18 protein-coding genes are annotated in these 24,877 nt (G+C 47.1%); 2 read left to right on the top strand and 16 right to left on the bottom strand.

Annotation, left to right across the window (positions count from 1 at the left end):
- Nucleotides 1–4: 4 nt before the first annotated feature.
- The 3 genes from H9630_RS00795 to H9630_RS00785 all read right to left on the bottom strand — a co-directional run bounded on the left by H9630_RS00795 (nucleotide 5) and on the right by H9630_RS00785 (nucleotide 4,387).
- The gene (locus H9630_RS00795; protein ID WP_191713591.1) at nucleotides 5–1,564 is read right to left on the bottom strand and encodes a putative polysaccharide biosynthesis protein; all 1,560 of its coding nucleotides are present in this window, start codon (nucleotides 1,562–1,564) and stop codon (nucleotides 5–7) included.
- Complete coding sequence (locus H9630_RS00790) at nucleotides 1,564–2,298, bottom strand: WecB/TagA/CpsF family glycosyltransferase (protein ID WP_191713590.1); 735 nt, start codon at nucleotides 2,296–2,298, stop codon at nucleotides 1,564–1,566. Before H9630_RS00790 ends, H9630_RS00795 begins: the two co-directional genes overlap by 1 nt.
- Nucleotides 2,299–2,413: 115 nt before the next feature.
- Nucleotides 2,414–4,387 carry an S-layer homology domain-containing protein gene (locus H9630_RS00785; RefSeq protein ID WP_191713589.1) on the bottom strand — a complete coding sequence of 658 codons (1,974 nt, stop codon included), beginning with the start codon at nucleotides 4,385–4,387 and terminating at the stop codon, nucleotides 2,414–2,416.
- Between the two features lie 426 nt (nucleotides 4,388–4,813).
- On the opposite strand from H9630_RS00785, the gene H9630_RS00780 reads away from it, so the two are divergent.
- The gene (locus H9630_RS00780; protein WP_191713588.1) at nucleotides 4,814–6,208 is read left to right on the top strand and encodes an N-acetylmuramoyl-L-alanine amidase; all 1,395 of its coding nucleotides are present in this window, start codon (nucleotides 4,814–4,816) and stop codon (nucleotides 6,206–6,208) included.
- Between the two features lie 78 nt (nucleotides 6,209–6,286).
- Nucleotides 6,287–7,939, top strand: coding sequence for a S8 family peptidase (locus H9630_RS00775; RefSeq protein WP_191713587.1), 1,653 nt, complete (start codon nucleotides 6,287–6,289; stop codon nucleotides 7,937–7,939).
- A gap of 1,223 nt (nucleotides 7,940–9,162) precedes the next feature.
- On the opposite strand, the gene H9630_RS00770 is transcribed toward H9630_RS00775, so the two are convergent.
- The 13 genes from H9630_RS00770 to H9630_RS00710 form a co-directional block, all read right to left on the bottom strand.
- Nucleotides 9,163–10,188, bottom strand: coding sequence for a C40 family peptidase (locus tag H9630_RS00770; RefSeq protein ID WP_318247970.1), 1,026 nt, complete (start codon nucleotides 10,186–10,188; stop codon nucleotides 9,163–9,165).
- Nucleotides 10,189–10,454: 266 nt separating this feature from the next.
- Nucleotides 10,455–11,873 (bottom strand): alanine/glycine:cation symporter family protein, encoded by a 1,419-nt coding sequence (locus H9630_RS00765; RefSeq protein WP_191713586.1) that lies wholly within the window; start codon nucleotides 11,871–11,873, stop codon nucleotides 10,455–10,457.
- 197 nt (nucleotides 11,874–12,070) lie between these two features.
- Nucleotides 12,071–13,162 carry an amidohydrolase gene (locus tag H9630_RS00760; RefSeq protein WP_191713585.1) on the bottom strand — a complete coding sequence of 364 codons (1,092 nt, stop codon included), beginning with the start codon at nucleotides 13,160–13,162 and terminating at the stop codon, nucleotides 12,071–12,073.
- A 407-nt stretch (nucleotides 13,163–13,569) separates the two neighbouring features.
- Nucleotides 13,570–14,526 carry a nuclease-related domain-containing protein gene (locus H9630_RS00755; RefSeq protein ID WP_191713584.1) on the bottom strand — a complete coding sequence of 319 codons (957 nt, stop codon included), beginning with the start codon at nucleotides 14,524–14,526 and terminating at the stop codon, nucleotides 13,570–13,572.
- A 709-nt stretch (nucleotides 14,527–15,235) separates the two neighbouring features.
- On the bottom strand, nucleotides 15,236–16,849 hold the full coding sequence (locus tag H9630_RS00750; protein ID WP_191713583.1) for a M20/M25/M40 family metallo-hydrolase: 1,614 nt from the start codon (nucleotides 16,847–16,849) through the stop codon (nucleotides 15,236–15,238).
- 120 nt (nucleotides 16,850–16,969) lie between these two features.
- A complete protein-coding gene (locus H9630_RS00745; protein WP_191713582.1) occupies nucleotides 16,970–17,884 on the bottom strand; it encodes a DMT family transporter in 915 nt (304 codons plus the stop codon).
- 80 nt (nucleotides 17,885–17,964) lie between these two features.
- On the bottom strand, nucleotides 17,965–19,425 hold the full coding sequence (panF, locus tag H9630_RS00740; protein WP_191713581.1) for a sodium/pantothenate symporter: 1,461 nt from the start codon (nucleotides 19,423–19,425) through the stop codon (nucleotides 17,965–17,967).
- Nucleotides 19,422–19,691 (bottom strand): YhdT family protein, encoded by a 270-nt coding sequence (locus H9630_RS00735; RefSeq protein WP_191714464.1) that lies wholly within the window; start codon nucleotides 19,689–19,691, stop codon nucleotides 19,422–19,424. Before H9630_RS00735 ends, panF begins: the two co-directional genes overlap by 4 nt.
- Nucleotides 19,692–19,828: 137 nt before the next feature.
- Entirely contained in the window at nucleotides 19,829–21,127 is a 1,299-nt protein-coding gene (locus H9630_RS00730) for an efflux RND transporter periplasmic adaptor subunit (RefSeq protein WP_191713580.1), read from the bottom strand.
- The gene (locus tag H9630_RS00725) at nucleotides 21,120–21,812 is read right to left on the bottom strand and encodes a hypothetical protein (RefSeq protein ID WP_225218305.1); all 693 of its coding nucleotides are present in this window, start codon (nucleotides 21,810–21,812) and stop codon (nucleotides 21,120–21,122) included. Before H9630_RS00725 ends, H9630_RS00730 begins: the two co-directional genes overlap by 8 nt.
- A 778-nt stretch (nucleotides 21,813–22,590) precedes the next feature.
- A complete protein-coding gene (locus tag H9630_RS00720) occupies nucleotides 22,591–22,821 on the bottom strand; it encodes a DUF2187 family protein (protein ID WP_225218304.1) in 231 nt (76 codons plus the stop codon).
- Between the two features lie 150 nt (nucleotides 22,822–22,971).
- The gene (locus tag H9630_RS00715) at nucleotides 22,972–23,910 is read right to left on the bottom strand and encodes a C40 family peptidase (protein ID WP_191713579.1); all 939 of its coding nucleotides are present in this window, start codon (nucleotides 23,908–23,910) and stop codon (nucleotides 22,972–22,974) included.
- Between the two features lie 27 nt (nucleotides 23,911–23,937).
- On the bottom strand, nucleotides 23,938–24,861 hold the full coding sequence (locus H9630_RS00710) for a S66 peptidase family protein (protein ID WP_191713578.1): 924 nt from the start codon (nucleotides 24,859–24,861) through the stop codon (nucleotides 23,938–23,940).
- Nucleotides 24,862–24,877 lie beyond the last annotated feature (16 nt).

Raw genomic sequence — 24,877 nt, 5'->3', positions numbered from 1 at the left:
GGCGTTATTTCTTGGCGATGAATTTATTTATGACAGGAATGCGCTGCAATACGCTTTGGTCTACTGCTTTAGTCACCAGCAGCAAGACAAAGTAGATGACGCCGCCGGCTGCTACTGCCGTTCCTACATACAATAAAGCTGCCGGTCTTGACAGCTGTTCAAAATCCAATAGGTAACTTGGCAGCCAAATGGCTGCCCCCATGACAAGTGAGGCAAAGACGATGAGGCCTGTTTTTTTCGGGAAGAAGCTGAAACCCGTATATTTCCGGATGGCTGCGGCATTCAAGACAAACAGGATCAGATAGATCGCTGCTGTAGAAATGGCAGCCCCTTCCAAGCCGTAACGATTGACCAGCACCAGATTCAGCACCAATTTGATGAGAACGCCGCTGATGATGATCCAAGCGCCGAGCCGCGCTTTATTGATTCCTTGCAACACACCTGTCCCAAGTACGGTCAGCGAAGTGAACAACGAACTGAACGACACGATTGCAAGTACGGTGCTGCCTTGCAGATCCGTGAACAAGCCCAAGTTGATCGGCAATGTCAGGACAACCAAGCCGACAGCGGCTGGAACGGATAATAGATAAGTCAGAAAAAATGTGTTGTCAATCAGCTTAGCCGAACCGATTTTGTCGTTCTGCGCCAATTTGGCGGAAATGGATGGAATCAACGGCAGGATGACGGAACTGGCAAAAACCGTAACGATCTGGACCAGTGCCAAGCCCCTGCCGTATATCCCATACAGCGAATTGATGTCTTCCGTAGCTTCCCCGTGCATTTTCAATGCGGTCGGAATGGTGATTGAATCCACCAGGTTCAATAAAGCCATCGTGATGGCACCGATGCAGATGGGAATGGAAATCTTCAGGATCGTTTTGGCAGTCGATTTAAAGTTTGCCAGTTTGTAAGGCAGCCCTTTGGCCACTCTGACAGGTGAACGATTGTACAGGATACGGAGATAAATGAACGAACCGATCGCTCCGACGATGGAGCCGATCATGATGCCGCCCGCAATCTGCTCGTCGCTGTAAAGACGGTCCACCATATAGATGGCGACCAGCAGGATCAGGCCGACGCGGATGAATTGTTCGATGACCTGTGAAACCGCAGTCGGCGTCATGTCCTGATGCCCTTGGAAATAACCGCGGTAAACCGCCATATAAGGTGCCACAAGCAAGGTACATGAAACGGTAATCAACGCAAGACGCGTCGTTTCGCCTCCAAGGACGCCCGCGATTTGATGGGAAAATCCGTAAAGGATCAGGAAGCTGGCCACTCCGAACAGCAAGGCCAGAATGCCGGAAGTGAAAAAGATGTTCTTGATTTGCTGCTGGTCATCTTTTGCGCGGGCTTCCGCAATCAATTTGGAGATGGCGATAGGAATTCCGGCGACCGACAAGGTCAAGGCGACCATATAGACCGGATACACCAATGTGAAAATTCCGAGCACTTCATCTCCTGCTATATTCTGGAGCGGAATCCGAAATAAACTTCCCAGTATTTTAGACAGCAAGGCTGCGATAGATAAGATTAAGGTACTTTTGAGCAAGGTATTCTTCATTATTTACGTAAAGCCTTTCGCCCGATCACTGTCGCTGCAAATTTCGGCAGCACCAGCATACGTTTCCAACGGGAAGGCTGCTTGACCAACCGGTAGAACCATTCCAGGTTCATTTTCTGCCAAAGTTCCGGTGCGCGTTTGACGTTTCCGGAAAAGACATCAAAGCTTCCGCCGATGCCAATGAAAACGCCTTTGTCGAACTTATCGATATGGGCGCCGATCCATTGTTCCTGCCTCGGGAAACCGAGCGCTACAAAGACAATGTCAGGTGCCGCGTTCTTGATCTGCTGCGGCAAGAGATGATCGTTCCAATCAAAAAAGCCGTTATGGCTGCCGGCGATTTGGATGCCCGGATAATTCTCTTTGGCTTTTTTGACGGTTGCCTGCAGCACTTCTTCAGCTGCTCCCAAGAAAAAGATGCTGGAGTGGTTTTTGTCTGCCACCTCGAGCAGATCAAGCATCAAATCATAGCCGCTGACACGTTCCGGCAGCGGTTCGCCGACGATTGCGGCAGCTTTGACGATGCCTATGCCGTCTGCTGTTATGTATTGGGCTTTCGCTAAAGTTTGTTTGTATTGCTCGTCTTCCAGGGAATGCATGACGATTTCCGGATTGGCTGTCACAACAAACGTTTTTTCCTGTCTTTCAATGCGGCTTTGCAAGGTATGGATAAAAGCGGTCTGGGTTGTGTTGACGAAAGGCACTCCCAGTATATGAACAAATTTTGAAGTCATGGTTAATCTCCTCTACAGGGCAAAATATCTTAGGCTAGTATAACATAAAGAAGAACCCTGTGTTCAAGCTATGTCCGCTTGAATACAGGGTTCTTCCGTTAAGATTGTGTAAAGTTTATTTCTGCGCGAGCTGCAGCAATTTGATGTAATCGCCGTGTACATAAGCCTTCGCATAAGAATTGTTTTCCGATGCCACTTCATGCCACATTGCTCCGTTGGCAGCCTTTACTTCCCGATTGAGAATGACAGGAACTCCTGTTGTTTTCAACGTATAGATAGAAGCAAAGTTTGTGCTTGCATCTTTACGGAAGTTCAACGGGCTCGTTGTCGTAGAGCCAAGCTTGTGATGGTTTAAATCTTTGCCTCCAAGATACGAATCGATCCGGTACATATGTCCGGCAATTTTTTCTCCCCAGAAGGCATCAGATGCATAACGCACGTTCATGCCGATTCCTTTATGGCCAAGCACAGGTCCATTGTAAAAGCCGCCAGTCGGTGACAGGTAGCCTGCGTTGATCCGTTTCGCTGCATCTTCGATCGACTCTCTGAATGTCACATAGCTATACGCCTTGTTATAAGCGTCGCCATCTACCGCTCCATAGCCGAATAGATTCCGCTTATCCTGTGCAATTTTGCTGGTTCCCCAGCCGCTTTCATGGATGGCATGGGACAACAGGTAAAGCGCGTTGATTTTGTGTTTCTGTTCCATTTCCTTAAAGAACTTGCCTGAACCGACAAGCGGACTTGTGGTCCATGTTTTACCTTGTTGAGATTTATTATAGTAAGGGAATTTGTCTTTCAGGAATTTATCCAGCTCCTCAGCTGTATAATCGGTTGCCGAGTGAAGCGGCAGCTTGTTGAAATACTGGTGGCTTTCCGCAATTTTTGCTCCGGCCGCATTTGTAAATATTGCACCGTCCCAGCTATAGTACTTCATGCCGCTGACAAATTCTTTCGGCGCTTTGCCGATGATGCCTGTCGATACGTAGCTTCCGGTCGAATGGTTGAAAAGTTTATGGACCAAGTTGCCTTTGTCCACCTCATAATAAGACTGGCCTTTCAACATCGGCTGTGGAATCAAACGGACCACTTTCGAACTGACGTAACCGGTTTTTCCGGCCAATTCCACTTTGACGGTTGTCGCAGTAGCGTCCAGGAATTTCAATTCGCTGTTGGCCGGTACATACGGACGGAATTTGCTGCTGGTATCCGCACTTAGGCTTTCCGACGGGTAAATTTCGGTAAAGGCATTCGTAGCAGCAATTCCCTGCTTCATCCATACAATCTGGTTGCTGCGTTCGACTGCCTGAACTTTTGAATTCTTTTGCGCATATTCTTTCGCTTGGGCAAATGTCTCAAAGTGCTTCACAACTGTCGTTTTGTCTGCTGTGACCGTTGATGCCTGGAACTCCAGGTTTTTCGGTGGGAATACTTCATCTCTGCCTCTCAGCATAACCAAAGCCACCATCCATCTTTTTGAACTGTCTTTCGGTTTGAAGGTCTTGTTTTCATTCCCTGTGATGATTCCCAAATGGGTAAGAATGCGGACATCATCTTTATGATCATCTCTGATTGATGAAACATCCGTAAAATCCATCGCCTTGGTCTCTGAAACATTGATATTGATGCCTTTCGCTTTCAAGGCACGTGCCACCATGGAAGCCATCTGTTCCCGAGTGATCAAATCATTCGGTTTGAACGTATTATTTGAATGGCCTTTAATGATTCCAGCCTCCACCGCTTCAGCGATCGAGTTGTAATACCATTCTCCAGGCAATACATCTTTGAAGTTGACAGTGGCTGCAACAGCCGCTGCCGAAAACCCTCCATTTTCAGCAGAAGCGCTGTTTACGGGTGTGCCAAGTTCGAACGATTGCACAACCATTTTAGCGAACTCTGCTCGTGTTACTTCTTTATTAGGGCGAATCGAGCCGTCGTCATAGCCTTGGATAATCCCTAATTTCATTAATTCCTTCATTTCGGCTTCGTATGCATGTCCCGACAAATCACCTGCTGCTTTTGCAGTCTCTGATGATAGAGCCGAAAGTACGATAAGCATAGCCAAGAAGCCCATCAGCAATTTTCTCATCTTAATAAATCCCCCTCTTGTAAATTACGGCAATATTTTACTATTTATAAGGCAACTCATGTACTCCTTATAAATCAGTTCTTACCTTAAAGCATTTTGACCGGGTAAACTATAATGCTAATTATCTATATTTAACCATTTATTTATGGATAAATATTCAATGAACAGGTTCAATTGTATCATCAACTCTATTCTTCACGAAAGACATATTTTTATTATTTTTTTAATTGCGCAATAATATTCTAAAATTTCTCATATCTTTATCAACTTTATAGGTATTTAGTATTAGGTTGAAAATCACCGAACAGAAATAATACTTTTAAACCATACTATTTTCTCATTTATCAAAAATACCCATTAATTTGAATAAATTTCTGCTAATATATCTAACATAGAGAAAGAATTATAGGAGGAAATGAAAATTAAATGAAAACCGTTTTATCGAAAGTTACCCTGTTTCTTATTGCTGCCGTTCTTGTGATTTCCAGTCTAGGTATAAATACTGCGTCTGCTGCAGGCAATCCCTTTAAAGATGTATCGTCTTCGGACGAGGAAATACTGTATTTATACAATAGAGGCATGATTAAAGGTGTCGCTGCTAATATGTTCGGTCCAAAGCAAGCTGTCACTCGTGAACAAGCTGCCACATTGATCGGCCGCGCGTTAGGATTGAATGGCAAGGAAAGAAAAACCAAATTCGCTGATGTGCAAGTAGATCGTTACAGCTCAGGCTATATTCAATCAGCTTATGAAAAAGGCATCATCACTGGGGATTCAAAAGGTAATTTCCGTCCTCAAGATACAATGACACGTGGAGAGATGGCGTTCCTGTTGAGCCGTGCTTTCAACTATAAAAAGATCGGCCATGTTTACTTTACTGATATCAAAACAGATTCAGCTGCAAACAGTGTCTACACGGCAGTCAATAAGATCGCTACTGCGGGCGTTTCGAACGGTACTGGAAAAGGTACATACTCGCCAAACAACAAATTGATCCGTGAAGAGTTCGCTATTTTCCTGGCTCGTGCATTGAATTCCAGCTATAGAGTTACGTATAAAAACGTAGCGTTCACCGACTTGAACGTGACCGTCAACAATTTGAATGTCCGTTCTGGAGCAGGCACTGGCTATAAATCCATCGGCAAACTGAATGCCGGCGCACCGTTCCGCGTTTACGGATATAACGGTTCATGGGCGTACGGCATCAGCGGCAACATGACAGGTTACGTCAGCACTGCTTACCTTGGAAAAGCGACACCTGTTGCGGCGAACAACCGCTTCATCACTCTCGACCCTGGCCATGGCGGCAGTGATCCTGGCGCAGTAGGCAACGGCTTACGTGAATCCGATATCAACTTGGATGTTTCTAAACGTGTAGAAGCGAAGTTGAAAGCAAAAGGCATCAAGGTCTATATGACCCGCTCTACTGATGTGTTCCATTCGTTAAGCGCACGTGTTAATAAAGGTGTTGCCAGCGGATCGAATGCATTCCTCAGCATCCATACGAACGCAGCCGACGCCGCTGCGGCAAGCGGATCTGAGACTTTCTATTCCGCTTCAGTCGGCAATGACAGCAAGCAATTAGCGACATTTGTTCAAAACCGCTTGTATAAAGCGATGGACCACCAGAACCGCGGCGTTAAAAACTACGGCTTCCAGGTCATCCGCACGAACCCGCTGCCAGCTGCTTTAGTGGAATTAGGATTTATCACCAACAAATCCGACGCTTCTAAATTAGCTACCGCTACTTACAAAGATCGTGCCGCTACGGCAATTGCTTTAGGAATCGAAGATTATTACAATTGGAAAGCAAAAAATTAATTTTCCCAAACGGACTTTTTAGTCCGTTTTTTTGTTGTATACTACATGGAAAGCACATTGCCCAGAGGAGGAAATCTATTGAACAAATTAAGCGCTATCGCAATATCCGCTATACTTCTCAGCGGATTATCTGCCACCCACGCCGCTGCAGCCGAAACATCAAACGAATCAGAGCGTGTTATCATCTCTTTTAATGAAGAAATCGATTATAAATTGCTTGAAGAAATGGGAGCCGAAATCCACGAGGAGTTTGATTCCATTTCTGCAGTGTCAGTCACGTTGCCCGAAGAAGGCATGATCCAGTCAGCCAGCAACGAATCTTCCATTGAATACATAGAGGAGAATTCAGAAGTCAGAGCCGCTGCACAGACCACTACCTGGGGTTACCGCGCCATCAAAGCCAATACCGCTTCAAAGCTCGGATACACCGGTAAAGGCGTGAAAATCGCCATCATCGACTCAGGAATCAACGCCAAACATCCTGACTTGAAAGTGGCTGGAGGCATCTCCAAAGTTGAAAACTCCCGCCATGACACAGACAGCAACGGACACGGCACCCATGTGGCCGGAGTCATCGGAGCGCTGAATAATTCTATCGGCACAGTCGGCGTTGCGCCCGACGCTAAGCTTTATTCCGTCAAAGTCCTGTCAGCCAACGGAGTCGGCACACTTGAAGGCGTCGTAGCCGGCATCCAATGGGCCATCGACCAGAAAGTCGACATCATCAATATGAGTTTGACCACCATCAATGACGACAAAGTCTTGCGCGACATTACAAAAAAAGCATACGATGCTGGAATTGTCGTAGTCGCGGCTTCGGGCAACGAGCGGCGCACCGGCGTTTTCAATGACGTCCTGTTCCCTGCACGCTTTCCATCCGTCATCGCTGTCGGTTCGGTATCCAAATTCAACCAGCTGTCTTACTTCTCGAATTACGGCGCTTCACAGGAATTAGTGGCGCCAGGTGAAGACATTTTGAGCAGCTTCGTCGATGCCAAAACCACCACTCAGGAAGATTATGCAGTTTCTGAAGGAACGTCGGTCGCTGCGCCTTTCGCAGCCGGCACCTTTGCGCAATACATGGAAGCCTATCCGCATCTGACAAATAAACAATTGCGCGAAACCGTGAAACGTTCAGCGACGGACCTGGGAGTAAAAGGCCGCGACAATACGTTCGGCAACGGACTGGTCCAATCGCTCCAGACCAAAGCTGCTCTCTATCCGGACATGAAGCTCAACGCCTGGTACACAGCACCCATCAAGAGCATTTTCGACCGTGGCCTCACCAACGGGTTCCCGGACGGCACATACCGCCCGAACGACACAATTACCCGCGCTGAAGCCGTAACCATGCTTGGCCGTGCGTTAAAGCTCGATAAGTCGAATAAAAACCACCGCTTCACTGATGTCCCAAAAGATTCTTATGCAGCCGGCTATATCAACAGCGCTTATGAACGCGGCTACATCACAGGGGTCAGCGCCAAATCATTCCGCCCGAACGATCCGATCAAACGTGGCGATATGGCACTCATCATCCAGGCCGCTTTCAAACTATCCGGCACTCAGCAAACCGGCTTTAAAGACGTACCCAAATCCATGTACTACTACGACGCCATCCAAGCAGCCTATTCAAACAATGTCGTCAAAGGCTACAAAGACAACACATTCCGCCCGAAAAATCCCATCACCCGCGCCGAAAACGCGGAGATTATGAGCAACGCTTTGAAGTGATTGATTGTAAAGCCGAACCGGTTTGCCGGTTCGGCTTTTTGATTTGGGGGTTCGGGGTTTCGGGGGTTCTACATGATGTTTTGCGGGGGCTACATGAGTTAGCGTGGCTCTTACATGAACTATTCGATTCTCTACAGGGATGACGGGGGCTTACCTGCATATTCACGGGTTCTACATGATCTATTGCGAGGGCTACATGAACTAGTGGTGCTCTTACATGAACTACTCGCTGTTTTACAGGGATGACGGGGGCCTACCTGCGTATCCGGGGGTTCTACATAATCTATTGCGGGGGCTACATGAGTTAGCGTGGCTCTTACATGAACTACTAGCTGTTTTACAGGGATGACGGGGGCCTACCTGCGTAATCGGGCGTTCTACAGGATGTATTGCGGGGGGTACATGAACTAGTGGTGCTCTTACATGAACTACTCGCTTCTCTACAGGGATGACGGGGGCCTACCTGCATGTTTGTGGATTCTACATGACGCCTTGTTGGCGCTACATGAACTAGAGACGCCCTTACATGAACTACTCGCTTCTCTACCGGGATGCCAACAGTTTACCTGCATGTTCATGGATCCTACATGATCTATCGTGAGCGCTACATGAACTAGCGCTACCCTTACATGAACATCTCACTTCCCTACCAGTCCCTCATCCACCCACCTCTAAATCACCCACTTCCACACAAACCTTCCCCCTAACCAAAAACCTTATATACCAAAAAAAAGCAGACCCCCTCGATAAAACCGAGGGGGATCTGCGATTCAAACCATATTTTATTTATTGATAGCTCTGTGAACAAATTTTGTGGATTCTACATGATGTTTTGCGGGGGCTACATGAGTTAGCGACGCTCTTACATGAACTATTCGATTCTCTACAGGGATGACGGCGGCTTACCTGCATGTTTGTGGATTCTACATGATGTATTGCGGGCGCTACATGAACTAGTGACGCTTTTACATGAACTATTCGCTTCTCTACCGGGATGCCAACAGTTTACCTGCATGTTCATGGATCCTACATGATCTATCGTGAGCGCTACATGAACTAGCGCTACCCTTACATGAACATCTCACTTCCCTACCAGCCCCTCATCCACCCACCTCCAAATCACCCACTTCCACACAAACCTTCCCCCTAAACAAAAACCTTATATACCAAAAAAAGCAGACCCCCTCGATAAAACCGAGGGGGTCTGCGACTAAAACCATCTATTATTTATTAATAGCTCTGTGAACAAATGTTGCGTATTCAGCTCTTGTTGCGTTGGCATTCGGCTTGAATGTGCCGTCTTTGTAGCCAGTCGCCAAATTGCTTGCGGTTACGCTGTTGATTGATCCTTCAGCCCAATGTCCTTTGACATCTTTGAAAGAGGTTGAAGAGTTCGATGCTTTTAGTGCAAACGCATTGGTCAACAATTTGCTGATTTCGGCACGGGTAATTTTGGCGTTTGGTGCATAATGGCCAGGCGAGCGTCCTTGGACAATCCCTGCTTTCATGACTGCGTTAATGTTGCCGGCAGCCCAATGCGATGAAGGAACATCTTTGAAAGCTGAGCTTTTGACTGGCTTCAGTTTCAACGCACGCGCGATGATGGTTGCCGCTTCCGCTCTTGATACATCGTTGTTCGGTTTGAACAAGCTGACATCGTATCCTGTGATGATGCTTTGCGTGCTCAAGCTTTTGATTTCTTTTACTGCCCAGTGGCCATTAGCTACATCATAATACTGGCCGACTGGAAGAGGTTTTTTGGCTGCAGGTTTCGATACCGGTGTCGCTACATTTTTGACTTCACTTAAACGGCGGGCACCTGTGTATTTTGGAGCCCAGTATGAATTAGTGTTCAAGTTGGCAATCGTTACACCGCTGCTCGTTGCAGAAATGAAGTTGCCATTGCCGACGTAGATGCCGGCGTGAGAGATTCCGGCTTTGTATGTACCCGAAAAGAATACCATATCGCCTTCTTTAAGATTGCTTTTGCTGACGCCTGTTCCAATTTTGTATTGTTCAGCGGCAGTTCTTGGGATTGAAATATCGAAATGATTGAAAACGTAACGTAAATATCCGGAACAATCAAAACCTGATGGCGTTGTTCCTCCGAATTTATAAGGTACGCCTTTAAATTTCTTAGCGTAAGTTGTAATTTCGTTGGGTGTTGCTGCACTGGCTTCGGTGGCGTTGAATGGGTTGGCTGATAATAAAAGAACAGCAATTATCATAAGCATTAGACGTTTCTTCACATTGCACCTCTTGAGTTGAATTTCGGGATGGTGATCAAGCATCTACCGTTAGTTACTTATTTAGTATATTTTTGATTGTATCAGTAAAAACTCCCATATCATGTTACAGTTATATTACAGTTGCGTAACATTGCCTATTTGTATGTTTAATTTTAGGATATTACGGGTATATTAATGTCTATTTTTTGACTAGCTAAAAAGAACTGCTAAAGACGAAAAAAGACCTTCTTGCCGTTGGGCAAGAAGGTCTTTTTCTAGTAAGTTATTTATTCGTGGCGGTTTTCTTTATCGCCCCAGCATTCAGTGTTTTTCAAGCCAGGGATATTCTTGGAGAAGAACTCTGGATTCTTGCCGGCTTTGCGCTGGCTTGTGTAATCCTCCAAAACTTTGAAAGCAATTTTTCCGAGGAGAGCGATAACGACCAAGTTGAGTATGGCCATGAAGCCCATGAACAGATCAGCCATGTTCCAAACCAGTTGAACTTGTGCCAACGCACCGAACATTACCATACCCAATACCCCGATACGATAAGCCAGCAACCAAGCACTGTGGGCATTGATGAACTCGATATTCGTTTCCCCATAATAATAGTTCCCGATAATTGAGCTGTAAGCGAAGAAAAGGATTGCTACCGCTAAGAAATAAGGAGCCCAATCGCCCAAGTGGACGTTCAATGAAGCTTGTGTCAAAAGGATGCCTTCTTGTTCGCCGTTCGAGTAAAGGTCTGCCAAGATAATAATGAACGCTGTCGCAGAACAAATGATGATGGTATCAAAGAAAACACCTAAACTTTGTACAAGACCTTGTTTGGCTGGATGCGAGACGTTAGCAGATGCCGCAGCGTTCGGCACAGAACCCATACCGGCTTCGTTGGAGAACAAGCCCCGGCGAACGCCTTGCATGATGGCTGCACCAATTCCGCCGCCTACTGCTTCTTCTAAGCCAAATGCACTCTTCACAATTAAACTGAAGACCGCTGGAATTTCAGTAAAGTTCATGATCACAATATAAAGTGCTACCAAAATATAGGCAACAGCCATGATTGGAACAACGACTTGAGTAACACGCGCAATCCGTTTAACGCCACCGAAAATGATGACGGCCGTCAATAGGACAAGAGCGGCTCCTACTGACCAATCTGGGATATTGAAAACATCTCCAAATGATTGGGCAATCGTATTTGATTGGACCGAGTTAAAAATAAAACCGAATGCCAAAGTCAATAGTATGGCAAAGACGATTCCCAGTTTGCGGGTTCCCAACGCCTTTTCCATATAGTAGGCTGGCCCACCACGGAATTGTTCACCATCGCGCACTTTATAAACTTGCGCTAGTGTACTTTCAATAAATGCAGTGGCCATTCCGATGATGGCGACCATCCACATCCAGAAAACAGCACCTGGTCCTCCAATAGCGATCGCTAATGCAACACCGGTGATGTTTCCTGTTCCTACTCGTGAGGCTGTAGAGATTGTAAAAGCCTGGAACGCAGATACCCCGCTGTCTCCATCTTTTTTCTCAGTAATGACGCGGAACATTTCGCCGAATAGACGAACCTGGACGAATTTGGTACGAATTGTAAAATAAAGGCCAAGACCCAATAGAAGTGCAATTAATATGTATGTCCAGAGCAAAGTATTGACGTTATCGACGAACCACGTGATTCCTTCTAAAAAAGCATCCATCTCTGTTCTCCTCCTTTATTAGTAAACTTATTAACAATACCCTGTTTCCACTGGAAAGAAACTTCCTTTTCCTGGCGGATAGAAAAATGAGACCCTCTGTTGAGAGGGTCTCGGATATCGGCTCGCTTCATCATACCATGCGACTTTCTTACATAGGAGTTGTTTGTATTTTAAGTTATTTCCCGGGAAATAGTGGCTTAAGTTGTTTTCAATGTATGAGCCAATACACGTGCACCGATGGCAAGGGCCCCGTGGTTAAAATTCATATCCGGATGGTGGAGACCCGGCGCGAGATCTGCTCCGATTCCAATCATCGCCGCATGCAGTTGCGGTTTTTTGATTGTATAAAAATGAAAATCGTCTGCTCCTGTTGTATGGACCGGCGGCGCTGTTGCCTCATCACCCAAGGTTTCCCGGATAGCGGCATCAGCGATTTGCATCGCCACTTCCGACACTTCAGCGGCTGGCGTATAGTCAGTCCACTCAAAAGAGATATCAACATCATGCAGATTGGCGATTGCTGTTAAACCTTCACCTATTTTGCGCTGAAGTTCCGCCATTAATTCGTTTGATTGGGAGCGGACATCCATCGAAAACTTAGCGCTTCCCGGAATAATATTTAAGCTGTCTCCACCCGTTTCAATATGCGTCAGCTTCGCTGAATACGACTCGAATGGCGAAAAATAAATTGATTTCACGAACTGGTGAATCGCCGCAATGACGTCAATTGCATTTTTTCCTTGATGTGGACGAGCTCCGTGTGCATCCACTCCAGTAACTTTTCCTCTCAGAAAAATCCCCGATCCGTGATGAAGCGCAGGTGTCACTTGGCCAAACGGCAATTCCTCAATCGGGCGCAAGTGCACACCATATAAATGAGATACCCCATCGACTGCTCCCCTCTCGATCATTGATAACGAACCGTTGCCCAGCTCTTCTGCCGGCTGAAAAATAAAACGTATACGTTTCGTCAGTGTTTCATTTTTCAAATGCAACAGCGCACCAAGCACCATGGCCATATTGGCATCATGTCCGCAAGAATGATTGGCCTGCAGCTTGCCTTCCACTTCCTGCCAAAGCGCATCGATATCCGCACGCACTGCCACCACTTCAGGTCCTTCGCCGATTTCAGCAATCAAACCGGTGACATCCGGAAACGTATGGTGCTGAATGCCAAGCTCTGTCATAATCGCTGCCAGTTTCTTCGTCGTCTCGACTTCTTTCCAACTCACTTCCGGATGTGTATGAAAATGCTGAAAATATTCCAGTATTTGCTGTTCGATGTCCATGTAATTATCTCCTTTGGGTTGAGAAGTTCATGTTGATAATTTGATTGTACACGAGGAGATACGTTGGGTGAAGATTTTGTTTGTGGCGATGATGTTTTAGGGGTTTATGTGAAGTTTTAGCTTTTCTACATGAACTATTCGATTCCTTACATGAAGTAACCCATTTTCTACATGAAGTTTCTTGAGTTTTACATGAAGTGCGAGCCTCTACAAGACGTATGCGCTTGGCTACATGAACTATTCGATTCCTTACATGAACTAATCCATTTTCTACATGAAGTTTCTTGAGTTCTACATGAAGTGTGAGCCTCTACATGACGTTTCAGCTTGGTTATATGAACTATTCGATTCCTTACATGAACTAATCTACTTTCTACATGAAGTTTTACAACTTCAATGATCATACTTCATTTTTCCTGAGGTTGACGGATATATTGGCGATAGCGCCGGCCGCCCACGGGTTGGCAACCACTTCGGATAAGGAACCGCTTCGCTGCATCCAAACTTTTCAAGCCGATGAAATCGCGGCATTCGGCTGTATTGATAGTGGATTTAATTAGCATGAACCAATCCTGCAATGCAGCTGCATGAGCATCTTGGCTGACGAGCCGGCATGTTTCACATTCCCAGGCACGCTGCGTTCTTTCCATCTTGCCAAGTATGCAGCGGGGGCAAAAGACGCCGGTCTCGATTTCCGAAGGATCGATTTGAAATTTCGGGGCGAGCGGGAAAGGCTGGTACTCTTTATGCGTAACCACTAAGCAGCTTCCGAGCTGATGAAGTTCTTCTATAGAAAGAACCGGTGCTGGCAATTTCATTTCCGATAAGTGAACGTTGACTTCCCCAGCAGCCAAAACTCGGACATTCGGCGGTGCGCCTTCAACAATTTGAGAGGGGTGCGCGATGATGATCACGTTGGCCACCGGCAACGGACATCCAAGAGTTTTTAAAAATTTGCTCATGCGCAATGCGGTTTCGTTCATTTGCGTGATGGGGCTCTTGTAGCTTTTAATTTCTCCGGTTGCTGAAATCGAATGCAGCGCACTCGGATTCTGCTTGAACTCGAGTTTGCCAGCGATGTTTTTGATCTCCAACAGAAATACACAACTCTGTGTGAGCACAACTGTGTCCACTTGGATTTTAAATCCCTCTCCTAATGAAAAATCTTGGATTATCCGGTGTGGATAAGGCGGATCAAAAAATTCCAGCGCCTCATCCAGCCGCTCTTCCCCACCATAGCCCGCTTTGGCATTATTGAGGCTATTTTTAACAGTTGCCCGTTTGGGGTGCGTCGGGGAAATCCTTTTCAATAAAGCTTCATACCCTTCAATTTTCATTGGCTTTTCACGGTGTTTAATGATCATAACATCTCTCCTTTTTTTCATTAGTCTAGCAGATAATACATATAATTACCATTTATATCCAAATTAAAGATTTGAACCTTCTATAGTGCCCAAATATGAGATTTGAAGGGATATTAAAGTAAGGATTTTCGTTTTCTATATGAACTTCTTGTCCCTTTAAATGAGCTATTCATCCTCCTACCTAAACATTTCACGTTTCTACACGAATCAGACATCCCTATCTCACATTTCACCCTCTCTACCTGAACATCTCATCCCCTACATGAACGATCGACTCGCCTACCTAAACATCTCACTCCCCTACACGAATCACACATCCCTACCTCACATCTCACCCTCTCTACCTAAACAACTCCCCCCTTTTACATGAACTATCCACTCGCTTACCTAAACATCTCACTCCCCTACACGAACCACACACCCTTACCTCATCTTCCCCCCTTTCTACCTGAACATCTCTCCCCTTTACATGAACGATCCACTCGCTTACCTGAACATCTCGCCACCCTACACGAATCCCCCCGCTCACACCCCCTCCCTCGCCCAACACCCCATATGCCAACCCCAAAACACGCTTTTCGCGCGCGAAAAGCCACAAAACAGCCCTTGAACTAAAACGATGAAAGCAGTTTGCTTGCTCTCATTATTCTCCCATTTTTAGTTTTCACTGCTGCCCTGTAATCTTTTCTAGCCAAAGAAAAAAACCACCTCAACGGTGGCTTTTTACAGGGATCGAGAGAATCATTTCTTCTAAGAGAATAGGCATTTCCTCGAATGTGTTTTTGATATGGAGGCGTTCGGTGCGTTTATGGGCGTCTTTGCCGTAAGGGCCGACGTTCAAAACGGGCGCCGTTAATTGTTTCATTGCCTGGAACGGAATGCTGTAGGGATCGCCGTAGACAGGTGTGTTGTTTTCATAGGTGATCCAGCCGTCGCTTTGGTCGTTGTAGTTGACGTAGCTGAGGTCTGAAATGCCGTTGAAGTAATGGACTTGTTCGATGTCCAGGTTGAATTTTTCTTTGGCGTTGGCTGTCACTTGCGTGACGCATAGCTTCACCAGCTCGTTTTCGGATGAATTGACGGGTGGGTAGTAAGGCGGCGCGTACATCAGCACGATGGCTGGCGTCAGTTCCTGGCAGTTGATGAGCAGGATGTCGGTGACATGCATCGATTTTTCCCGCACATCCCATTCAGGATGCATCAGCGTATCACGCAGCAAATCGGTGACGTAGTCATTGCCGAATTTTTGGAGTGCATATTCCATCAGCTTTTCGTAGCGCATGACACGGATACTGCCGACCGGTTCGATGTTTTCGCGTTCGCACATCGCGTGGTAGTCGCGCTCGCAGTGTGCTGCCGCCTCATTGGCAACGGTCTCAAAAATCTCGAAAACTTCTTCCGCCGTACGTTCCATCATAAAGACATTGTACATGGCAGCCGTGCGATAAGGCGTCTGCGCAGAATAAGACAGTTTTAAATCACGTTGCGTCAGAGTTACCGGCAAAGGCGTGGTTTCGCCATAGACGACTTCCTTGAAATTCGGATTCCATTCCATGCGATGTGTCAGATAAGTCGAGATGTAGCTTGATGTAATGCCTGACAATGGTTCACCGACATGCGTTTCTTTGCCGTAGAACAGCGCCGATGGCATGATTTTTCCGATTGATCCCGTGTAGAGGTAATGGGCCTTGTCGCCGGGTTTCATTGCAAAAACAGGTTCGCCGTTCAGGAACAGAATAAATTCAAGTCCGTGTTCACGTTCAAGATCCAGCAGCTTGGAAACACCGTAGCGCATGCCGGCCGAGTTGACTTCCTCATCCGGTACGGTCATCAGCAGCAAATTGATCGGCCATTCTTCGATGGAGGCTTTTTCGATCAATGCCATGTGCAGCGCTAAGCCCGCTTTCATATCCATGGTGCCCCGGCCGAAAAGATACTCGCCGGAATCAAGGTCGTTTAACGTATCCGCATCCAGTTCGTCGCGGATTAACTTAAAGGCCTCTGCCAGTTTATAAGGACTGCACGCCAAAGGTTCCAGATCTCCGTATTCTCCTGTATGGACGGTGTCGAAATGGCTGAGCAGGACGATGGTATCAACGGCTTCCGGATGCTTGTAGAGAGCTGTTACGTTTTGACGCTCCCAATTCACTTCACCCAATCCGATATATTCTGGATGTTCTTGGAAATACGGAAGCTCCATGAGCTTATCCTTCAACTTATAGGCAAACTCCACTTCTCCATCTGTCAAAGTCAGGCTTTTCCAACTGACAAGTTCACACAATAAATCCTGTAATTTCTCTGGCGTTCCCCATAATGTGGCCACGGCTTGTTCACTCCCCTGATTGTTCATAGCTGTCTAACTTTCTTCTATTATAGTGAACTTGGCTGCAAATAAAAAGAGGGCGCGAAAAAAGCATAGATGCTCCTCCATAAAAAAAACGGCTCATTGTGAGAGCCGTTTTTTGCGTTTCTTCAATAAATCTTCTGCTGCACCGGAGCCGAACAACACTCCGATGACAATCAGCACAAGTCCGTATAAGTGGCCGGCAGTAATTTGTTCATTCAAAATCACACTGGCTCCCACGAGAGAAAATACTGTATTCAAGTTCATGAAGATGGCGGCTTTAGTCGGACCCGCCTGACCGATTGAATAATTATAGAGCATATGGCCGACCGCTGTTCCAAGCATGGCCGAGAACAGGAATGCCACCCAAAACGACGTTGGCACCGCAGCGAATGCTCGGATTTCACCTGGTTCCTGAATGAGCGAGATGATGAACAGAACCGTGGCCCCCACAATAAACATATAGCCTGTCAACAAGCGCGGATCCAGCGAACGCGCGGCATTGGCGATGACGATATAGCTCAACACCTGTGCCAGAATCGACAGGAAGACGAAAATATCCCCGATGTTCAAGCCAGTGGCTGCGCCATTTCCCACCAGTACGGTCGCGGCTACTCCCGCAAAACCTACCACTACCCCCAGCCATTGCAGGCGAGACGGCACATTTCTCATGATCAACGAAACCAAAACCGCTGTCAGCATCGGGCCTGTCCCAAGAATCAACCCGGCATTCGAGCCAGTGGTCAGACTAAGCCCGTTCGACAGGAAATAATGGTGGGCCACGACATTCAGAAGCGAACCGAGAAAGATGTATTTCCAGTCGCTTTTAGCCGGCCAGCGCAGCATTTTGAAACCCGCCAGGATACCGATGACCGACATGCCTGCCAGCAAAATCCGAAACGCTGTCAATGTGACCGGATCCACAAACGCTACCATGTATTTAACAGAGGCTAAGTTAAAGCCCCAGACAATCATAACTGCTGTCAGGATGCCGTAAATTTTCCACTGATTCACTCGCGAAGACCTTCTTTCCACTATCCGAATATAAGCCTGTATTTTACGCCTGTTTCAGCTATCTGTAAACGCCTAAAACTTTATTTGATCGATGATGCGTTGTAATTATAAGCTTTCCTGCCGATCAGCAAACTGAAAGCGATAAACGCCACAAGCGACAGCAATACCGGCAAAGTCACCGTATGTACGCCGAACAAATTGCCGTTTTCCAGGTTGTAGAAATGCAGTCCGATGTAAGTGATGATGCCCGTCGCCATCGAAGCAATTGCACCGTATTTATTGCCCCATTTCCAATACAGCCCGAGCACAATCGGCCAAATAAAGGCCGCTTCCAATCCACCGAATGCGAATAAATTCAGGAAGATCAATAAATCAGGCGGATCCAAAGCAAGCAGAAAGACGATTACGCCCAAGATGCCGGTGACGCCGAAGGACACCCGCTTGATGGTTTTGATAGTGGCATCAGGTTTTATGTAATTCAAGTAGACGTCTTTGACAATGGATGAACTGACCAACAGCAACAATGAATCGACTGTCGACATGATGGCAGCCATCGGGGCAGCCAGAACAATGCCCGCGACCCAAGGCGGCAAAGTTTCCAACGCAATGAGCGGAATGACTTTGTCGCCGATTTCGATGCCCGGCATAACCGGACGGGCAAAAACGCCGATCAAATGCATGTTCAGCATAATAAAACCGGTGACAATCGTTCCAATAATCAGCGCTCTGTGCATCGAACGCGAGTTTTTATAAGACATCGCCCGTACTGCAATCTGCGGCAATCCGACAACGCCGACACCGACCAGAATCCAGAACGATGACACATAGGCAGCACTTAAATCGCCTTCTGCTCCGTACGGCGTCACCAAACTCGGGTTTTCATTGATGAGGTCATTGACGATATTCGGAATGCCTCCGCCCGCAATGATGACGGCAATCAGCAAGATCAGCGTCCCGATCAGCATAACCGCTCCCTGCACAGCATCCGTCAAGGCGACGGCACGGAAACCGCCGATCGTCACGTAGACAAGCACACTGATCGCAAATAAAAACAAAGCCGAGTTATACGATAAGCCAGTCAGTGATTCCACCAGGCGAGCGCCGCCTATCCATTGAGCGGCCATAGCGGAAAACAGGAAAATAATGATGCTGAGCGCCGACAGCAGCACAACGGCTGAACTGTCATAACGGGATTTCAGGAAATCGATCATTGTAATTGCTTTGTAGCGGCGTGCCATAATGGCGTATTTCTTGCCGAGAATCATCAGCACAAAATAACCGGTGACCACTTGGGACATGGCAAGCAATACCCAACCGAATCCCATCGTGTAAGCAGTGCCCGGCCCCCCCAGGAAACTGGAAGCACTGCCGTAAGTCGCGACCATGGTCATGGCCAGCACAAAGCCGCCAAGTTCACGGCCGCCAAGGAAATAATCACTGACAAAGTTGGAGGTAGTTGATAATTTCCGGCTTGCCCAGTAGCCGATAAAGAAGATGATCAATAAAAAGACGATCATCGGCACTAAAACTGCGTAATTCATTGAAGGTCCTCCTCTTCTTCAAATGGCACATCTGTAAAGAAGAACTTCACGATGACGATCACCAGAACCGCAATCACCAAAAATCCGACAACGCAGCTGTAGAAAAACCAATCCGGCAAGCCGAAGACGTAGCTGTATTCCTCTACCGGCCGTGAGCCCATGCCGTACGCAAAGCCGAACCACCAGACAAAATTGAACAACGCCAAGCCGACGCCGATTTTTGCTTCCCGGTGGGCAACTTTAAATCGCCAATCCGTTTCTTCCATTTCATACACTCCGTTCATTCGCTTTTTTCATCTGCATCTATCGTACACCATTGCCCGCTGCAGATTAACCCCATTTGTCCGCTTTTCTTCCAATTTAAAACCCGAAAGCAGCTGCTTTCGGGTCGAGTAGCTAGATTTTATCGGGCCAGTACATATTCGACATACGCACGCCAATTCGTATTCTTGGCATAGTCGAAATTCGGCTGACGATTTGGAAACGGCATGAAGACTTTAGGCGGTGCAGTGAAGTTCTCAAGCTTTTCTTCATTGAGAACCAGAATTCCCGCTTCCGGTCCTTCAGTCAGCACGGCTTTGCCGCTTACTTCAAAATTGGTGGCGACCGGCAGGACATCCGGACGGCCATTGATGTTCAAGGTATGGGTTTTCCCGGCGCTGCCATCGTAGTCGAAGAGCCAGTTTATCGGAAGGGCAACAGCATCTTCCGCTGTTTCCAAGGCGATAGCGGTGTTGACGTTGCTGCCAAACGGCATCTTGCTTTCAACCGGCGCATCCGCTGCAATCCGGATTTCGTAATAGGCCAGCGGGTTGGTCTGTTCTTTTGGATCTAATTGGTGATAGGCCTCGAGCCATTTGGACTCTTCAGCAGGCATCTCGGAAACGCTGATAACCGTTCCAGTCGCAATGCCTTCGATCCCTTGCCCTTCAATATCCACTTGGTCCGAAACTTCAACCAATGGCCATTCATCTGCCAGCACATAGCTGAGGAATATTTTTTCATTCGAATAGATCTCAATGCTTAATGGTTCTGTATCCCGGTTGATTTTTGAAACCGTTCCATCTACCGGGCTGATGACTGACGGGTTCGACAGGCTTTGCGATAATTGAGCATCGAGTACCGCCAATTGGGATTCGATCGAAGCCAATTGCTGTTCCGCCTGCGCAATGCCCGCCGCATAAGATCCATCTTGTGGAACCGCGACACCGACAGAGACATTCACGTCGAACTTGATGGTTTCATCGTCTTCATTGGTAATTTCGGAATTGTCGGCTTTGTCTTGTGATACAGGTCCGCCTTGAGCAGCCCGCGCCTGTTGAAGCGCAGTGAGTGAACTTTGCACTTCAGTCCGCTGGCTTTCCAAAGCAGTCTTTTGTGTTTCCCAAACCTTGCGCTGTTCCTCGGATTCCGCTTCGTTCAAACTGGCAAGTTCCGACCCGGCCGTTACGCTGTCGCCTTCATTAACCATCCACTGCTGAAGCGCTTCGTGGTCCTGCACATAGATTTCCACAGTCCCTTGAGGTGCTGTCAATGCTTCTTTGAACAAATGGGTGTCGTATGTACGCGCATACGTTTGTTGATATTCGCCGACATAGACGCTTTTTGGCAAAATGCTTTTCTCACCGAACATCAGTAAAGTATTTGCCGTCAAAAAGGCAATGACCGCGATAGACAAACCTACGAAAAAGAATCTATTCAAACGGATTGCCCCCTTCCATAAAACCTCTCAGCATATCGTCCACCGGAATCAGGCTAAATGAAGCTACGATCAACGCTGCAACAATATGAAGCAGAATCAAACCAAGCAAAATCAGCTTTGGATTGATTTTCGTGAAATTACGAATAAACCGGTACTGAATCGCAATGATCAAAGACGTGAATAACGTCAATTGGTTGAAGAAATAAATTAAAAATTCGTTGTCCAGAAACGTCGAGGCAATCGGTCCGAATGAAAAAATCGATACGGACATCGTGAAGCCCGTCAAGGCAAACAGCAGGAAAATCAATCCTTTTTCAATAATCAGCAAAGCTGTCACATAAGTTTGCATGACAATCGCTGCACGCCATGGCATCCTCAGCATTTTGCTGAATAAAAAAGCAGCGATGTAAAGATGGAAAGCCAAATAGAAGCCCGCCCACAGCAGTGTTCCGGCAAGTGAAGTCCAGCGTGCCAATGTATACGCATCCCACATGCCCGCTGCCAGTAACGGCGTCAGCGATTCTGTGTTCATGCCCCAAATCTCCCCGAGAGCGAAAACCAGCAAGCCGATCGCAATAATCCAGGCAATGCGTTTACTGACATTGCGCATTTCGGTGTTTTGTAAATTATGTATGAGTTGCCCTTGTCTTGGGAAAAAGTGCCAGAATTTAAAGTCTGATATCATGCGCGTTGGTCCTTTCAAGGCATTTAACGTTCTGCTTCATTATACTTTACCAAAAAACCAACCTCTTTGGAACGCATCACCTGGTACATTTTACAATATTTAAAACGTTTGAGCCGAAAGGCATAGGGAATTGGTTGAAGTGAATAAGCGGGAGAAATTGTGTGCGTGCCTGGCACGCACACAATTCCATGATATTCATGTAGAGACTAAGAAACTTCATGTAGAGCAGAAACTAGTTAAGGTAGAAGCATGACTTACTCTTGTAGAAACCCGAATAGCTCATGTAGAACCCCAAACTTATTCTGTACAACTACAAAACCTCATGTAGCCTCACACATCCTAAGCAAAGGCGCGTGCACCACCGCTGCCGAGCGTTTCCAGAACCACTCACTGCCTATTTATTCCATACAAAAACAGATGCTTGTATCACCCCATCCCCCAGCTGAGCCGCGCCCCCGGAGTGGGTGGAGCAATAAGACTGGCAGCGATCTTCAGCTGCCTGGCTTATTGTGGGAACCCACTCCAAAGCGGCCGAAGCGACTTATAGAGACACTACAAAGCTATTATCTTCCTTTTTTCTGCCTGGCTTATCGCGGAAACCCACTCCAGAGCAGTCGAAGCGATTTATAGAGACACTATAAAGCTATTATCTCCCTCTTTTCTTCCTGGATTATCGCGGAAACCCCTTCCAGAGCGGTCGAAGCGACTTACAGAATCACTCAAAAACCATAAAAAAAAGAAGGCTGCTCTTGGCGAACAGCCTTCTTCCCATCTGAGATTATTCTTCGATGATACGGTATTTCTTATGTGAAATTACGGTCATGTTGGATGCCGCACCAATTTCTTTTGCGTCTTCTGGTGAAATTTCAACAATCACCGAGTTGTCCATAATTTTAAAGATGGTGCCGTTAACATCGACGCCGTTGCGAGTGAAAGAAATCCATTCGCCAATGTAGCGGGCTGCTACGAATTCTGATACTTCTTTTTCATGGGGTTGGAATGCCATCATTACCACGCCTCTCTTTTTAAAACACTATCTATACATTATAACACATTTCGCCACCCATTTCACCTCTCAGCCAACACCCGATCCAAATGATTTTATTCACAAAGCCGGTGTCAGAAGGCTTTTGGAAAATATAGAGAGGATATCTCTTCTTTAGTCATGGTCTTCCATTTTCATGAATCGGCGGACTGCGCATAACTCCGTTTCGTGTTTTGTGCCGGCCAGTTCAATGATTTCCACCGATCTTCCCGGCGTCGGGGAATGCAGCATTAATCCATTGCCATAGTAAATCCCAACGTGATGGAGATTCCCTTTTCCTTCTTCATAAGCAAAGAACAGCAAATCACCGATGTGCCAGGCATCCTGGTCGTACTTATCGATTTCCAGTCCTTCCAGCGACTGATCAACAGCATCGCGCGAAATGATGACGCCGTTCGCCTTCATTAAATTATAGGTGAATCCGGAACAGTCATAACCATAGCTCGACATGCCGCCCCATAAATAAGGCAGGTCCAAAAACCCGGCGCCTAGTTTGGCGATGTCCAGACCGCTCCCTCTTGGACTCTGGTTATAGGCAGCGACAATTTCCACAGCATCTGCCATGATCAAAGCGTCGCCATCCGGAGTTTGCAGGCGGACGAATTCGCCGAGTTCCTTAACCGGGAGCAGCGTATTAAAAGATACAGCTTTCAAAGGCGCGAAGCTTTCTGTCCATAGCTGAGCTTTATTTGCCGTTACACGGGCGTAGCCGAGTTCGGTCAGCGCTTCGACTTCCTTCAGCTGAGTCATCGGGACCCATCCCGGATAGCCTCGCTCGTCTTTGCGACACGGTTGCCACAATGCGATAATTTTCGCCCAACCGTCCACCACTTCCTCAATCACCACGGGCTCGCCGTAAAGAAGCTGTGTTTGGATACGGCCACTGTCAGTCAAGTCTTTATTGTCCTCACGGCTCATTTCCTGCAGCCATTTATTGATATTGGGATTTTCCGTAATGCCTTCCGCGTCGACCGGACGCGCTTTTTCCGGCGCCGTCCACACGGTCGCAACCGGCACACTGCATACCCACGTCGTAGATTCTGTCTTCAGCAAATTCTTCACTCCGTTTCTATTGTTCGTTCATTCAACTCCCGGAAGGATGGTCAAAGTTTTGGCATCGCCATCCAGCCGTGCAAGTGCGCCGAGCGGCACAGAGAAATGCGGTTCGCAATGGCCGATTTTAAAGCCTTTCACTACCGGAATCTTCAAGTCGCCAAAGTAATCGTTGAATACCTGATCCAAGGTCAGTGATGGCTTACGCTTTTTAGGGCTGGCATTTTTGAAATCGCCGATGACGATGCCTGCCGCTTCCTCAAATTTGCGTGCCAAGCGCAATTGGTTCAGGATTTCATCCACTTCATAAGGCTCTTCGTCGATGTCTTCAATCAATAAAATCTTGCCTTTGACATCCAAATCGAACTTGGTGCCGACTGCGCTGCGGATGAGCGACAAGTTTCCTCCGACCAGTTCGCCTTGCGCAATTCCACCGACGATAGTTTCAAGCGGCGCTACTTCCTCTGTGTAATGCAGCTCAAACGGTTCAAACAATTGGCCAAACATGCGGCCGCTCCGTTCATGGAATTCCGGTTTGCCGACATCTGATGCCAACATCGGACCGTGGAACGTAACCATCTCGGCGTATTCCCCGATCGCCGTATGTAAAAAGGTAATGTCGGAATATCCCCAGAACACTTTCGGGTTTTCCATAATCATGGCGTAGTCGATCCGGTCTGCGTAGCGGGCAGCGCCGTAACCGCCGCCTGCGCAAATGATGCCGGACACTTCCGGATCCTCGAACATGGCATGAAGGTCGGCCAAACGTTCATCATCTGTTCCGGCTAAATAGCCATGAGCCGCATCCACCGATTTGCCGAGCTTGATCTTTAAGCCCAGTTCTTCCAAAAACGGCAGTGCTTTTTGCAGATTTTCTTGATTGGGTGGACTGGAAGGCGCGATGATGCCGACCGTATCCCCTTTTTTCAGTCGTTTTGGCAATTTCCGCAAAATGATCTACTCCTCT

Source organism: Planococcus wigleyi, from assembly GCF_014836985.1.
GTDB lineage: Bacteria > Bacillota > Bacilli > Bacillales_A > Planococcaceae > Planococcus > Planococcus notacanthi.
This window is presented reverse-complemented; position numbering and strand designations above follow the sequence as displayed.